The 13979-nt window shown below is 68.1% G+C and carries 12 protein-coding genes; 10 read left to right on the forward strand and 2 right to left on the reverse strand.

Translation table 11 applies throughout. The features are described 5' to 3' along the window. Positions 1 to 54: 54 nt before the first annotated feature. From B7495_RS05250 to B7495_RS05275, 6 genes are all read left to right on the forward strand, one after another. Entirely contained in the window at positions 55 to 1626 is a 1572-nt protein-coding gene (locus tag B7495_RS05250) for an SDR family oxidoreductase (RefSeq protein WP_088455644.1), read from the forward strand. A 131-nt stretch (positions 1627 to 1757) separates the two neighbouring features. Beyond that, positions 1758 to 2318 (forward strand): GDSL-type esterase/lipase family protein, encoded by a 561-nt coding sequence (locus tag B7495_RS05255; protein ID WP_088455645.1) that lies wholly within the window; start codon positions 1758 to 1760, stop codon positions 2316 to 2318. Positions 2319 to 2394: 76 nt separating this feature from the next. Beyond that, the gene (locus B7495_RS05260) at positions 2395 to 4293 is read left to right on the forward strand and encodes a DUF2207 domain-containing protein (protein WP_088455646.1); all 1899 of its coding nucleotides are present in this window, start codon (positions 2395 to 2397) and stop codon (positions 4291 to 4293) included. After that, positions 4293 to 4631: a DUF6804 family protein gene (locus B7495_RS05265; protein ID WP_240632417.1), complete on the forward strand. Its 339-nt coding sequence runs from the start codon at positions 4293 to 4295 to the stop codon at positions 4629 to 4631. The genes B7495_RS05260 and B7495_RS05265 overlap by 1 nt, the downstream gene beginning before the upstream one ends. 202 nt (positions 4632 to 4833) lie before the next feature. Further along, entirely contained in the window at positions 4834 to 7008 is a 2175-nt protein-coding gene (locus tag B7495_RS05270; RefSeq protein WP_088455647.1) for a DEAD/DEAH box helicase, read from the forward strand. Between the two features lie 132 nt (positions 7009 to 7140). After that, positions 7141 to 8169 carry a 6-phosphofructokinase gene (locus B7495_RS05275; protein WP_088455648.1) on the forward strand — a complete coding sequence of 343 codons (1029 nt, stop codon included), beginning with the start codon at positions 7141 to 7143 and terminating at the stop codon, positions 8167 to 8169. Between the two features lie 67 nt (positions 8170 to 8236). Here the strand turns inward: B7495_RS05275 and B7495_RS05280 are convergent, their stop codons facing one another. Then, positions 8237 to 8500: a mycoredoxin gene (locus B7495_RS05280; RefSeq protein ID WP_088455649.1), complete on the reverse strand. Its 264-nt coding sequence runs from the start codon at positions 8498 to 8500 to the stop codon at positions 8237 to 8239. Between the two features lie 57 nt (positions 8501 to 8557). Between B7495_RS05280 and B7495_RS05285 the strand changes: the two genes are divergently transcribed. The 3 genes from B7495_RS05285 (at position 8558) to B7495_RS05295 (ending at position 10724) form a co-directional block, all read left to right on the forward strand. After that, positions 8558 to 9034 carry an 8-oxo-dGTP diphosphatase gene (locus tag B7495_RS05285; protein ID WP_088455650.1) on the forward strand — a complete coding sequence of 159 codons (477 nt, stop codon included), beginning with the start codon at positions 8558 to 8560 and terminating at the stop codon, positions 9032 to 9034. A gap of 170 nt (positions 9035 to 9204) precedes the next feature. Next, complete coding sequence (locus tag B7495_RS05290; RefSeq protein WP_088455651.1) at positions 9205 to 10395, forward strand: inorganic phosphate transporter; 1191 nt, start codon at positions 9205 to 9207, stop codon at positions 10393 to 10395. Further along, positions 10392 to 10724, forward strand: coding sequence for a peptidase (locus B7495_RS05295; RefSeq protein WP_088455652.1), 333 nt, complete (start codon positions 10392 to 10394; stop codon positions 10722 to 10724). The genes B7495_RS05290 and B7495_RS05295 overlap by 4 nt, the downstream gene beginning before the upstream one ends. An 84-nt stretch (positions 10725 to 10808) precedes the next feature. On the opposite strand, the gene B7495_RS05300 is transcribed toward B7495_RS05295, so the two are convergent. Then, complete coding sequence (locus tag B7495_RS05300) at positions 10809 to 12083, reverse strand: uracil-xanthine permease family protein (protein WP_088455653.1); 1275 nt, start codon at positions 12081 to 12083, stop codon at positions 10809 to 10811. Positions 12084 to 12208: 125 nt separating this feature from the next. Between B7495_RS05300 and B7495_RS05305 the strand changes: the two genes are divergently transcribed. Next, positions 12209 to 13819: a carboxylesterase/lipase family protein gene (locus tag B7495_RS05305; protein ID WP_088455654.1), complete on the forward strand. Its 1611-nt coding sequence runs from the start codon at positions 12209 to 12211 to the stop codon at positions 13817 to 13819. Positions 13820 to 13979: the final 160 nt, after the last annotated feature.

Genomic DNA, 13979 nt, shown 5'->3' on the forward strand with positions numbered 1-13979 from the left:
TTGCCGCCTGGGAATATGCAGGTCCAGCCCAGACTCCACCCCTAGGCTGACGCAATGATTGAGAAGACCGCACGCCGCGTACTGGTCACCGGAGCCACCGGCTACATCGGGGGCCGACTGGTTCCCAAACTCCTCGAGGCCGGTCATACCGTGCGGGTGCTCGTGCGCTCGCCCCAGAAACTGACCGACGTGCCGTGGGCCGATGACGTCGAGATCGTCGAGGGCGACCTCGGCGATCGGGCCTCGGTGGACAGGGCCAGCGCCGGCATCGACGTGCTCTACTACCTGGTGCACTCGATGGGAGCCAGGGGCGACTTCGAGCAGACCGAACGCACCGCGGCCCGGAACGTGGCCGGCGCTGCGGCCGAGGCGAAGGTTTCGCGCATCGTCTATCTCGGCGGCCTGCACCCCGACAGCCCGACCCTCTCGCCGCACCTGCGTTCTCGCGCCGAGGTCGGCCGCATCCTGCTGGACTCCGGCGTGCCCACTGTCGCCTTCCAGGCCGGGGTCGTCATCGGCTCCGGGTCGACGTCGTTCGAGATGATCCGGCACCTGACCGATGTGCTGCCGTACATGCCGGCGCCACGGTGGGTGCGCAACTTCATCCAGCCCATCGCGGTGCGCGACGTTTTGCACTACCTGGTCGCCGCCGCCGATGTGCCCGCGGACGTCAACCGCACCTTCGACATCGGCGGTCCGGACGTGCTGCGGTACGGCCAGATGATGAACGGCTACGCCGTCGAAGCGGGCCTGCACCAGCGCCCGATCGCGCCACTGCCGGTGCTCACCCCGTGGCTCGCGTCGCAGTGGGTCAACCTGGTCACGCCCATCCCGCGCAGCCTGGCCGTGCCGATAATCGCGTCGCTGCAATACGACTGCGTCATGCACGAACACGACATCGACGCGGTGATCCCACCGCCGGCCGGCGGCCTCACCACCTATCGCCGGGCCGTGCGCCTGGCCCTGGGCCGGGTGCGCGACGGCGACGTGGAAACCAGCTGGCAGAACGCCGCGACGGAAGGGGCATCGAGCAACCCGCTGCCCAGCGACCCCGACTGGGCCGGTCACCTCGTGTACACCGACCTCAAGGAGAAGCGCACCTCCGCCAAGCCGGCGGACCTGTGGCGGGTCATCGAGAGCATCGGCGGGGAGAACGGTTGGTACTCGTTCCCGCTCGCCTGGGCGGTGCGCGGTTGGATGGACAAGGTCGTCGGGGGAGTGGGCCTGCGCCGCGGCCGCCGGCATCCCGACCGGCTGCAGACCGGCGACGTGCTCGACTTCTGGCGCGTCGAACGCATCGATCGAGGCAGCTTTCTGCGGTTGCGCGCCGAGATGCGGGTGCCCGGCCGGGCCTGGCTCGAGATGCGTGCCGAGCCCACGGATGACGGTGGCTCGATTTACCGCCAGCGTGCGGTGTTCTTCCCGCGCGGACTCGGCGGCCGGCTGTACTGGTTCTCGATCCTGCCGTTCCACGGCGTGATCTTCAGCGGCATGGCCAACCGCATCACCGCCGCCGCCGAAACCGAAGCTGCCGAAACCGAAGGCGCCACCCTCGCCACCCAGCCGGGGACCCCGATCGGTGCCCCACCGGCGGCCACGACCGCGGAGGCCGCCATCGGCTCCTGACCCGCCCCCCGCTGACCGCTCATCCGTCCGGCGAGCTCGAGGGGGAGCCGGCTGACGGGACCTTGCCAGTTTCGACCCTAGTCACCGTGCACCGCGGAGCGCATCATGGAAGCAAGCGGTGAGGAGTCCAGATGTCCGGTGCGGTGGTGTTCGTCGGCGATGGTCTCAGCGCGGGCGCTCGATGGGAGGAACGGTTCCCCGACCTTGAGGTGCAGAACCTCGGCGTGAACGGGGACACGACAGATGAGGTCCTGGGTCGGCTCGATCAGGTTGTGCAGGCCGACCCCGATGCCGTCGTCCTGCAGGTGGGTACCAACGATGTGGGCTGGAACCGTTCGGACGAGTACATCGTGCGCAACATTGAGACCATCCTGTGCACCCTGCGCAAGCAGCTGCCCGGCACCCGGCTGCTCATCCAGTCCGTGCCCCCGAGGGAGAAGGAATTCGTGCACGTGATCCGGTCGGTCAACCGACACCTGCGCCAGTTCGCGCCGACCGTCAAGGCTCGCTACCTGGATCTCTGGCCGGTGTTGGCCGCCGAGGACGGCACGCTCAGCGCCGAATGGTCGGCCGATCACCTGCACCTCATCGAAGCCGGCTACGTCGTCTGGTTCACCGAGCTACGGCCCGCACTCGTCGACCTGCTTGAACACCCGCCGGAAACGCTGTCCGTCAGCCGGCACCCCGCCTGACGCACCCGTCGCGGCACCGGAGAGAAACGCACACGGCCGGTGACCGGTGTCTGACCTCCCTCGGTACCATGAGACCATGCACCGACCCGTCAGTTTCCGCCTCCGACTGTCGTTGGCCGCGACGATTCTCGCCGGGCTCACCCTCCTCGGCGCGAGCCCTGCGTCGGCTTTGGCCGCCCCGGCCCGCGCTGCCGGAGCGACATTCGCGCCCCAGTCGGTTTCGGCCGGCGTCGACGATTTCAGTTTCGCGTCCCTGCACGCCGACTACAGGCTCGACCGTGACGAGGAGGGCCATTCCACCCTGGCCACCACCGAGACCCTCGTCGCCCAGTTCCCCGAGACCGACCAGAACAAGGGCATCCGGCGGCAGATCCCCACCCACTACCGGGGTGAGCCCACCAACCCGACCAACGTCAGGGTCACCGACGAGAACGGCACCGAGCGGGACTACGAAACCGACACCGACAGCGACGACTCCGATGACGAGTTCCTCATCATCACCATCGCCGACGATGACTTCGTCCACGGCGAACAGACCTACGTCATCAGCTATACCCAGAAGAACGTCGCCCACTTCCCCGATGACACGACGGATGAGGAGTTCTTCTGGGAGGTGAACGGCACCGGCTGGGCCCAGCCGTTCGGCACCGTCTCCGCCACGGTGCACGTGGCAGCCGACCTGGTTCCCGCCCTCACCGGTCAGACCGCCTGCTACCAGGGCGTGTCGACATCCGGCGCGACCTGCGACACGCTCGACAGCGCCGCCGACGGCGACGAATGGGTCATTGAGGCCACCGCACGCGACCTGGGCCCGCACGAGGGCCTCGCCCTCGCTGTGGGCTTCGACGAGGGTACTTTCGTCCCCAGGGACGATTCGTTCACCGCCAACGTGTTCCCGACGATCGCGTTGCTCGCGGCTCTGGCCGCGCTGACCACGGCCGTGATCGGCGTCGCCCTGCGCAACACCCGCTGGCGCAACCGGCCCGGCCGGCCCACCATCATCGCCGAATACCTGCCGCCGACGGGCGTGAACCTGTTGCAGGCCGGCGGTGTTCTCGGCGCCAAGGCCAGCGGCAAATCCCTCACCGCCCAGTTCCTGCAGTTCGCCGTGAACGGCAACGTGCGGGTCCTCGAGGGCGACGGCAAGAACCACTACCTCCTCGAGTTGCGCAGCCGGGCGGGCATTGACCCCACCGAGCGTGCCGTCCTCGACGCCCTGTTCCCCGCCCACCGGCCCATCGGCACCATTCGGGACTTCAAGAAGACGGATGCGAAACTGGGCACCGCCCTGACCGCCGCCAAGAGTGACGCCCGCAAGCAGTTGCTCACCGACGGGCTCCGAGAGAAGAAGGGCGGCGCCCTCAGCGGTTGGCTGTTCGGTGTGGCCATCGTCGCCGGCCTCGTCGCGATGATCGCGAGCATAGTGTCGTTCGCCACCGAGGTCGCCGGCGCGTGGCCCGCGCTGCTCCTGGTCGTTGGCCTGGGCGCCGCGATACTTACGATCGCCGTGACGGCCGACGTGCGCCCGCTCACGGCCCGCGGCGCCGAACTGCGCGACTACCTGAAGGGTGTTTCCGTGTACATCTCACTGGCCGAAGCGGACCGACTTCGGGTGCTGCAGAGCCCCGCCGGCGCCCTGCGCACGCCGTCCCGGCCGGATAAGACTCCCGGTGCGGTGGCGACCGACCCCGTGCAGGTGCTCAAGCTCTACGAGCGACTGCTGCCGTTCGCCGTGCTGACCGGTCAGGAGAAGGAGTGGTCCACGGTGCTGGGCGACTACTATGCCGGTGCCCACCAGCAGCCGGACTGGTACGTCGGTACCGCGCCGTTCAGCGCCGCGTACTTCGCCACCGGCGTCTCAGCGTTCGCCACGTCAGCATCGACGGGTATCGCAGCCAGCTCGGCCGGTTCCGGTTCGAGCGGTGGTGGCTCCGTCGGCGGCGGCGGAGGCGGCGGCGGGGGAGGGGGCGTCTGATGGGCACCCCGGCAGAACCTGCCTATACCCGCTCGGCCCTGGCACCCGGCCTTCTCGGCGCGATCGCGCTGCTGGCCGGGCTGGCCCTGCTCGATGTCGACAGCTTTGTAATCATCCGGTACATCGTCAGCATCCTGGCTCTCATCATCTGCGTCTTCGTCATTCAGGCCAAGGCGTGGTGGTGGCTCATCGGGCTGGTGCCGATCGCGGTGCTGTGGAATCCGATCGTCGTGATCGAACTGCACGGGCAGGGCTGGGTGTCCGCTCAGTTCATTGCCGCTCTGGTCTTCATCATCGTCGGAATCCGGACCAAGGTCCCGACCGCTGTGCACCGCTAAATCCGGGGGCGGGCATAGACTAAGGATGCGTCTGGAGCCGGGCTCGACCGTGGCCCCGCGGCCATCAGTGCACAAGTGACTGAAAGCTGCGGCGTCCCGCTGCTCGATCATGGGGTTCGGCGTATCGATCGCACAGGCATCCTGCGGATGCGCAACACGACCAGCGCGCATTGAGTGATGCGCTGGTGTGAAGTGGAGAAAAATGGCACACACCCGCCCCAACGGAGCGGGCCGCGCTGGAGCCGGCAGCGGTCGAACACGTCAACGACCGCGCTCGCGCGACGACGACGCCCCGATCATCCCGATCCTCGCCCGCAAGGTGCGCGAGGTCGAAGCCAAGGCTCAGAGCGGCACCAAGCTCGGCCCCACCAACCGCACCAAGTACCAGGTCATCGCGCTGCTGATGCGCGAAGAACGCGCCCGCGTGAAGACCGACCCCGAACTGACCGACGCGAACCGCGCCGAACTTCTCAAACGCCTCGACGGTATCGCCCAGATCCTCGCGAAGACCGCGGCCCGCGACACCAGTCTGATCACCCTGCTCGAACCGGATGCCGGCGTCTCCACCGTCGCCCAGCGGTTCCGCCGCGACTGGCTGTTGGAATCGGGCGCGGAACTCAGCCCGGACGAACTCATCATCACCCGCGAACCCGAGGCCAAGCCCGAGGTGCCGCAGAACCAGGTCATCCCGCAGTCCGTGCGTGCCCGCCAGATGGCCAATCCGTTCCTGGCCCCCGACTTCAGCGCCGTGAAGGCCGCGCCGGTCTCTGCCGCCCGTCGCCTGGCCAACTGGGAACTGCTCGGCCCGCTGTTCAAGGCCTTCGAGTTCGGTTCCGGCGGCCAGGCCGCCAGTATGGACCTGCCCGAAGCGCCCAACGTCGACAGGTTCTCTCCGCGCGGCATGGAGCTTATGCGCCACCAGGCACGGTTCGTGGAAAGCGCCCGCCTCGGCCACCGCAGCTACCTGCTCGCCGACGAGCCCGGCCTCGGCAAGACTGCGCAGAGCCTGCTCGCCGCCTCCGTCGCCGGTGCCTACCCGCTGCTGGCGATCGTGCCCAACGTCGTGAAGATGAACTGGGTGCGCGAGGTCGAACTGTGGACGCCGCACCGTCGCGCCACGGTCATCCACGGTGACGGCGACACCCTCGACGCCTTCGCCGATGTCGTCGTGGTCAACTACGACGTTCTCGACCGGCACCTGGCCTGGCTCGGCACCCTGGGCTTCAAGGGCATGGTCGTCGACGAGGCCCACTTCATCAAGAACCTGCAGTCGCAGCGGTCCAAGCACGTGCTCAGCCTCGCCGAGCAGATCCGCCGCCGCACCCCGGGTAACAACCCGCTGCTGATGGCGCTGACCGGAACCCCGCTGATCAACGACGTCGACGACTTCCGTGCCATCTGGCAATTCCTCGGCTGGATCGACGGCGACAAGCCGACCGCCAAGCTCATGGCACGCCTGGAGGAGACCGGGCTCACCCCCGCCGATGCCGGCTTCTACACCGCGGCCCGCGCCGCGGTCATCGACATGGGCATCGTGCGCCGCCGCAAGGTCGACGTCGCCGCCGACCTGCCCGCCAAGCGCATCGCCGACCTTCCGGTGGAGCTCGACAGCGAACTGGGCCGTTCCATCCAGAAGGCCGAACGTGAGCTCGGCGCCCGCCTGGTGCAGCGGTACAAGGCCCTCGTCGCCGCGCGCCACCCCGGCGTGCGCAACCCGGAGATCGACGACGAGCAGCGCGCCGCGTACATCCGCGCCGTCGCCCACGCCGATCTCGAGGAATCCAAGGGCACCAGCACCGGTGAGAACGTGTTCACCATGGTGCGCAAGATCGGTCAGGCCAAGGCCGGGCTCGCCGCGGACTACGCGGCCCAGCTGGCCCACTCGGTGGGCAAGGTCGTCTTCTTCGCCAAGCACATCGACGTGATGGATGCCGCGGAGGAGATCTTTGCCAAACGCGGCCTGCGCACGGTGTCGCTGCGGGGCGATCAGAGTGCCCTGGCCCGCCAGGCCGCGATCGACTCGTTCAACACCGACCCCGAGGTCGCCGTCGTGGTGTGCTCGCTGACCGCGGCCGGAGTCGGCGTGAACCTGCAGGCGGCATCCAACGTGGTGCTCGCGGAACTGAGCTGGACGGCGGCCGAGCAGACCCAGGCCATCGACCGGGTGCACCGGATCGGCCAGGCCGAGCCTGTCACCGCCTGGCGGATCATCGCCGCACACACTATTGACGCGCGCATCGCCGAACTCATCGGCAGCAAGCAGGGCCTCGCGGCCCGCGCGCTCGACGGGGCAGACGAAGACGTCTCCGCGGCAGATTCAGTGCAGGCCAGCGCGTTGGTATACGTACTCACGCAGGCGCTGGACGGTGAGCTGTAACACCGGGCCGGAAGTCCCTACCTCAGAGCAGCGCCGCCGGTGTTGACTTGATCCAGGCCAATGCTCGCCGCCATGATGGTGGACGGGCGATCCGCCGAAACACACATGCATGTAATAAGGAGTAGCCAAGAAATGAAGATCGGTATCCTCACCAGCGGCGGAGACTGCCCGGGCCTCAACGCAGTGATTCGGGGTGCCGTCCTCAAGGGGGGACGCGCATACGACTCGGAGTTCGTGGGCATCCGCAACGGCTGGCGCGGGCTGGTACAGGGCGAGTTCATGAAGCTCGACCGGCACAGCGTTCGTGGCCTGTCCCGCCAGGGCGGCACCATCCTGGGTAGCTCGCGCACCAACCCTTACGAGGGCGAGAACGCGGGTCCGGAAAACATCCAGAAGACTATGGACGCCGAGGGTATCGACGCCATCATCGCCATCGGCGGGGAGGGCACCCTCACGGCTGCCCGCCGCCTCACGGATGCCGGTATCAAGATCGTCGGCGTGCCCAAGACCATCGACAACGACCTCGCCGCCACCGACTACTCCTTCGGCTTCAACACCGCCGTCGAGATCGCCACCGAAGCCATCGACCGTCTCCGCACCACCGCTGACTCCCACGGCCGCTGCATGGTCGTCGAGGTCATGGGCCGCCACGTGGGCTGGATCGCCCTGCACTCCGGCATGGCCGGCGGAGCACACGCCATCCTCATCCCCGAGCAGCCGCAGACCATCGAGCAGATCTGCGAGTGGGTCGAGAGCGTCCGCGACCGCGGCCGCGCGCCGGTCCTCGTGGTTTCCGAAGGATTCCTGCTCGCCGAAATGGGCGAGGCGCACTCGCACAAGGGCCTGGACGCGTTCAACCGTCCGCGCCTCGGCGGCATCAGCGAGCTCATTGCCCCGATGATCGAAGAACGCACCGGCATCGAAGCACGGGCGACCGTACTCGGCCACACCCAGCGTGGTGGCGCCCCGTCGGCCTACGACCGGGTGCTGGCCACCCGCCTCGGCATGTCAGCGGTCGACGCCGTCATCGAGGGCAAGTGGGGTTCGATGGTTTCCCTCAAGGGCACCGACATCCGTAACGTCAGCATCGCCGACGCCACCATGGACCTCAACCGGGTCACCCAGGAGCGTTACGACGAAGCGGCCGTGCTCTTCGGCTAAACCCGTACTCATGACAGAACTGCCCGGACGACTCAGGTCGGCCGGGCAGTTTCTGTCTGACGACAAGTCAGGCGGCGGGTGCGAGCTTGGCCTGCACCTGCGCGAGCGACGGGTTCGTCGCGGCCGAGCCATCCGGGAACAGCACTGTCGGCACGGTGCGGTTGCCGCCGTTGAGGCTCATGACGAGCTCTGACGTGCCGTCGACCTCTTCGACGTTCACCTCGGTGTAGCCGATGCCGACCTTGTCGAGCTGACTCTTCAGGCGCGAGCAGTAGCCGCACCAGGTCGTGGTGAACATCGTGATAGTTCCGGTCTCAGGCACAAAATCCATGGGTACAGCGTAACCGAGGATTCTGGAGCCCCGCGGGGCGCTCGCTACGATGACACCATGACCGAACTGCCCCAGGTGTGCGTGTGCTACCTCACCCGCCTCTCCGAGACCGGCGAGCCCCAGGTTCTGCTCGGCCGCAAGAAGAAGGGCCTGGGTCTGGGCAACATCGTCGGGCTCGGCGGCAAGCTCGAACCCGGTGAATCCGCCCTGGATGCCGCGGTGCGGGAGATCGAGGAGGAGTCGGGCCTGACCGTGGGAGCCGACGCGCTCACCCCGATGGGGGTGCTCACCTACCTGTTCCCGCACAAACCCGCCTGGAGCCAGCGGTCGAACGTCTTCGTCACCGACCGGTTCAGCGGAATTCCCCGCGAATCCGACGAGCTGAACCCTGAATGGTTCACGATCGCCCGGCTACCCGTCGACGAGATGTGGGATGACGCCAGGCACTGGCTGCCCGGTGTGCTGGCCGGACAGCGGGTCGAGGCCACGTTCACCTTCGGTGCGGACCTCGCCACCGTCGTGGCCCGCGACTGATGTCCTGCCACCTGAATTCCGGGTGAACAACGAATGAACGCACCCTGAATTGACCTGCCCGCCTCAGGCTGTCAGGATCAACGAGGCCCGGTTTCGAGCCAGCCATCTCTCTTGCGTGCCGGTTATGTATGTACCCGACCACGGTTCGGGTAATACAAGGAAAGACGCCGGTGGATTTCACCCTTATCGTCGCGCTGGTCATCGCACTGGCACTCATCTTCGACTTCACCAACGGATTCCACGACACGGCCAACGCCATGGCCACCCCGATCGCAACCGGGGCCATGAAGCCCAAGGTCGCGGTCGGTGTCGCGGCAGTTCTCAACCTCGTCGGAGCGTTCCTGTCCACCGAGGTCGCCAAGACGGTGTCCGGCGGCATCATCAAGGAGGGTGACGGAGGAATCCAGATCAGCCCGGAAATGATCTTCGCCGGACTGATCGGCGCGATCGTCTGGAACCTGATCACCTGGCTGCGCGGCCTGCCGTCCAGTTCCAGCCACGCCCTGTTCGGCGGCCTCATCGGCGCCACCATCATCGGGGTGGGGGCGCAGGCCGTGGCCTTCGACGTCGTCCTGGCCAAGGTGATCCTGCCCGCGCTGATCGCTCCGATCACCGTCGGCATCGTCGCGTACCTCGCCACCCGCCTGGCCTACGCCATCACCCGCCGCGACGCCGGCAAGCCTGATGGCCGCGGCGGCTTCCGCTACGCGCAGATCTTCTCCTCGTCGCTGGTGGCCCTCTCGCACGGCACCAACGACGCGCAGAAGACCATGGGCGTCATCACCCTGACCCTCATCGCCGGTGGTTACCAGGCCGTGGGTTCGGGACCGCAGTTCTGGGTGGTGGCGTGCTGCGCCCTCGCGATCGCGATCGGTACCTACACCGGCGGCTGGCGCATCATTCTCACCATGGGCCGTGGGCTCACCGAGATCAAGCCCGCCCAGGGCTTCGCTGCCGAGACCAGCACCGCCGCGACCATCCTCGCGTCCAGCCACCTCGGCTTCGCTCTCTCCACCACCCAGGTCGCCTCCGGGTCGGTCATCGGCTCCGGCCTGGGCCGACGCGGCTCCACGGTGCGTTGGGGCATGGCCGGCCAGATCGCGCTGGGTTGGCTGCTCACCCTACCGGCTTCCGCCATCATGGGCGCGTTCGCCGCAGGTCTGGCCCTGCTCGGCCCGATCGGCATCGTGCTCGACGTCGTCATCGGCACGGCCGTGGTCTACGTGCTCTTCCAGTGGTCCAAGCGCGACAGGATCTCACACGACAACTTGCACGACATCGATGACGCGGGCCACGTCGTGAAGATCAGGAAAACGCCCCGCAAACCGTCCCGCAAGGACCGACAGAAGGTTGCACTGTGATCGACTGGGCCGCTTTCCTCGTTGTCGCGGCAGCCGCGCTGGTGTCCTCGGCCGTCGTCGTCTCGCTCTACTCGCTGGGCCTGCGCCTGCTCACCACGGCCGGGCGCATCCCGACGGTGGAACCCGCCGAGTTCACCGGCGCGATCACCGTGCTCAGCCCGGCGCGGGCCGCGAAGGACGCCAAACGCGCCCGTAAGGCCCTCAAGGCCAACCCGCTCACCGACATCCAGAAGTCGGTCGCTCAGTACGCAGGCTACCTCTGCTTCGGGCTGTGCGGCCTGATCGTGCTCTACGGCGTCTACCTGATAGTCCCCGCGCTGCACCAGTAGCGACCAGCCCCGCGAACCGAGAGAAAAGCCCCGAAAAACCGCTCGGGAAGGTGCTCAGCTCACAGTTCGCGGGCCGGCGGGGGGCTACGCCGTGCGGCGCACCCGGGCCACCCAGGTCATCAGGTGGTAGATCACGATGGCGGCCACGGTGCCCAGCGCGATGCCGTTGAACGTGAGGGTGCCGGCGCTGAAGGTGTAGTCGGCGATGCCGATGATCAGGGCGGTGGCGGCGGTGAACTGGTTGACCGGCTTGCTGAAGTCCACTTTGTTGTCGAGCCAGATCTTCACGCCGATGATGCCGATGAGCCCGTACAAGGCCGTCGTGACGCCGCCGAGCACGCCCGCCGGGATGGTGCTGATGACGGCGCCGATCTTGGGGGAGAGGCCCAGCAGCACCGCGGTGATGCCGGCCACCCAGTACGCGGCCGTCGAGTAGATCCGGGTGGCGGCCATCACGCCGATGTTCTCGCCGTAGGTGGTGGTGCCGGAGCCGCCGCCGAAACCGGCCAGAACCGTGGCGAGGCCGTCGGCGAGCAGGGCACGGCCGGTGAGCTTGTTGACCGAGCTGTCGGTCATCTGCGCGACACCGCGGATGTGGCCCACGTTCTCGGCGATCAGCACCAGCACCACGGGGAGGAACGCCGGCAGGATCGCCCACACCGCGGGGTTCTCGAACGGGTTCGTCGGCAGGGTCAGCGGCGGCAGGCCGACCCAGGCGGCGTCACCGACGGCGCTGAAGTCGACCTCGCCCTGGATGACCGCGGCGATGTAACCGACGATGACGCCCAGGAAGATCGACAGACGGCCGAGGATGCCGCGGAACAGCACCGTTGAGAGGATGACGGCGGCGAGGGTGATCAGCGCGGTGAGCGGCGCGAGGGTGAAGTTGGCCTTCGCCACCGGTGCCAGGTTGAAGCCGATCAGCGCGACGATCGCACCGGACACGACCGGCGGCATCAGGGCGTCGATCCAGCCGGCCCCGGTGAACTGCACGATGGCGCCGACCAGTGCCAGCAGCACTCCGACGGCCAGGATGCCGAACAGCGCGCTGCCCATGCCCGCGGTAGCGACGGCGGCGGTGATCGGGGCGATGAACGCGAACGACGACCCGAGGTAAGACGGCAGTTTGTTGCGCGTGATCAGCAGGAACAGGATCGTGCCGATGCCGGAGAAGAGGATGGTGGTGCTCGGCGGGAAACCGGTGATCAACGGGACCAGGAAGGTCGCGCCGAACATCGCGACCACGTGCTGGGCTCCGATGCCGATCGTAATCGGCCAATTCAGGCGTTCGCCGGGGGCCACGACGTCGGTCGGGCCGACGGTCTTACCGTCGCCGTGCAGGGTCCAGGGCAGTGCCATTGGTGTCTCGTTTCTCTGGGATCCGGCCGCACGCATACCTCGCGCAGCCCTAGCTGAGCGTAGTGCTCCGCCAGCCGCACCACCGAGTTTGCCCCGGGGTCAGCGGACCGGATTAGGATCACCCCATGACTTCGCATACCGGCGCGCGCGCTCTCGATCCCCTCGAGATCCGGGTGTCCGGCGGGCTGGTGCGCGGCGTCAGCGAGCGCGGAATCCGCGCGTGGCGAGGCATCCCCTATGCGGCTGCTCCGGTGGGCCCACTGCGTTTCCGCGCCCCCGCCGCGGCTCCGCCCTGGCCGGGCGTGCGCGACGCGACGGAGTTCGGACCGGTCGCCACCCAGAGCCATAAGGGCCAGTTCCTCGGCGCGCACCCGCGCATCCCGCAGAGCGAAGATTGCCTGGCCCTCAACGTGATCGCCCCGGATGCGCCGATCGACGACGGGGCGCTTCGCCCCGTAATGGTGTTCGTGCACGGCGGCGCGTACAGCGTCGGGTCGTCGCGCGAGAATCCCCGCCAGGGTGAGGGACTGGTCCGCCGCGCCGGGATCCTGTACGTGAGCATGAACTACAGGCTGGGCGCGCTCGGCTACCTCGACTTCAGTCGCTACTCCACGCCCGAGCGGCCGTTCGAGAGCAACCTGGGTCTCCGCGACCAGGTCGCGGCGCTTGCCTGGGTGCGCGCCAACATCCGTGCGTTCGGCGGCGACCCGGATGCGGTGACCCTGTTCGGCGAATCGGCCGGCGGCAACGCGGTGACCACCCTGATGACCGTGCCGGCGGCCGCGGGGCTGTTCCAGCGGGCCATCGCCCAGAGCGCCCCGCCGAACGCCGTGTACCCGCCGGCGCTGACCGCCGAGTGGGCGGCGACATTCGTGCGCATCCTCGCCGAGCAGGCCCCCGCTGCCCCGGCATCGCCGACCGCCGGCGCAGGGCACCAGGCCGAACCGCCGGTGAGTTCGGGCCTGACCGACGCCGAGGCCGTTCGTCTGCTGCTGGACGCCGACCCCGCCCGCCTCGCCCAGGCCACCACCACCCTCACCGTGCGCTCGCCCGACCAGTACCCAGGCACCATCCCGCTCTGCCCGGTCATCGACGGTGATTTCTTGCCCGAACGGCCGCTGGACGCGTTCCGCGACGGCCGGGCGCACCGCATCCCGCTGCTCATCGGCACCAACCAGCGCGAGGGTTCGCTGTTCAGCGGCCGCATCGACATTCTCGCGTCAACGCCGCCGCGCATGCGGGCGGTCTTCGCCAACACCAAGAAGAAGGCCAAGAAGGCCCTCAAAGCGCAGTACCCGGGCATCCCCGCGGCGCGGGCCGCGCTCGACTTCGGCGGCGACTACTCGTTCTGGTATCCGAGCGTGAAGGTGGGCGAGCGGCACTCCAGATACGCCCCGGTGTACTTCTACAGGTTCGACGCCGCGCCCCGGCTACTGCGTCGGATGGGCCTGGATGCCACGCACGGCCTCGAACTGTTCCCGCTCTTCGACAGACTGGACGGCTGGTTCGGCCGGGGCATGACGGTGCTCGGCGGCCGGCGGGAGTTCAAGGCCATCGGTGCGCGCATGCAGGGTTGGTGGCTGGGTTTTGCCGGCACGGGCGTTCCGGATGCCGCCTGGCCGCCATATACCGAGGCGGACAGGTTGACGCTGGTCATCGACAGCCGCGACCGGATCGAGGCCGATCCGCAGGCCGAACGGCGGGTCGCCTGGGGCAAATTCGTGCCGCACGTTTAGCCAGCCAGGTTGGGCCGATTATCACGGCCGCGGGACGCGTCGTAGAATAAGGCGTTTGGCACGCCGCCGCACACCGACCGGGAGAGCATCATTTCCGCATCAGAGCACGAGTCCACCGCAGCAGCCCCAACCGCCACGACAGGCACCTCGACCGGAACCC

Origin of the sequence: Cryobacterium sp. LW097 (genome assembly GCF_002205495.2) — a bacterium.
Taxonomy (GTDB): Bacteria; Actinomycetota; Actinomycetes; order Actinomycetales; family Microbacteriaceae; genus Cryobacterium; species Cryobacterium zongtaii.

What these genes read in the sequence shown, in the direction of transcription:
- B7495_RS05255 (WP_088455645.1), top strand. Translation starts at nt 1,758, where the DNA reads ATGTCCGGTGCGGTGGTGTTCGTCGGCGATGGTCTCAGCGCGGGCGCT.
- B7495_RS05270 (WP_088455647.1), top strand. Translation starts at nt 4,834, where the DNA reads ATGGCACACACCCGCCCCAACGGAGCGGGCCGCGCTGGAGCCGGCAGC.
- B7495_RS05285 (WP_088455650.1), top strand. Translation starts at nt 8,558, where the DNA reads ATGACCGAACTGCCCCAGGTGTGCGTGTGCTACCTCACCCGCCTCTCC.
- B7495_RS05265 (WP_240632417.1), top strand. Translation starts at nt 4,293, where the DNA reads ATGGGCACCCCGGCAGAACCTGCCTATACCCGCTCGGCCCTGGCACCC.
- B7495_RS05305 (WP_088455654.1), top strand. Translation starts at nt 12,209, where the DNA reads ATGACTTCGCATACCGGCGCGCGCGCTCTCGATCCCCTCGAGATCCGG.
- B7495_RS05300 (WP_088455653.1), bottom strand. Translation starts at nt 12,083, where the DNA reads ATGGCACTGCCCTGGACCCTGCACGGCGACGGTAAGACCGTCGGCCCG.
- B7495_RS05260 (WP_088455646.1), top strand. Translation starts at nt 2,395, where the DNA reads ATGCACCGACCCGTCAGTTTCCGCCTCCGACTGTCGTTGGCCGCGACG.
- B7495_RS05275 (WP_088455648.1), top strand. Translation starts at nt 7,141, where the DNA reads ATGAAGATCGGTATCCTCACCAGCGGCGGAGACTGCCCGGGCCTCAAC.
- B7495_RS05250 (WP_088455644.1), top strand. Translation starts at nt 55, where the DNA reads ATGATTGAGAAGACCGCACGCCGCGTACTGGTCACCGGAGCCACCGGC.
- B7495_RS05280 (WP_088455649.1), bottom strand. Translation starts at nt 8,500, where the DNA reads ATGGATTTTGTGCCTGAGACCGGAACTATCACGATGTTCACCACGACC.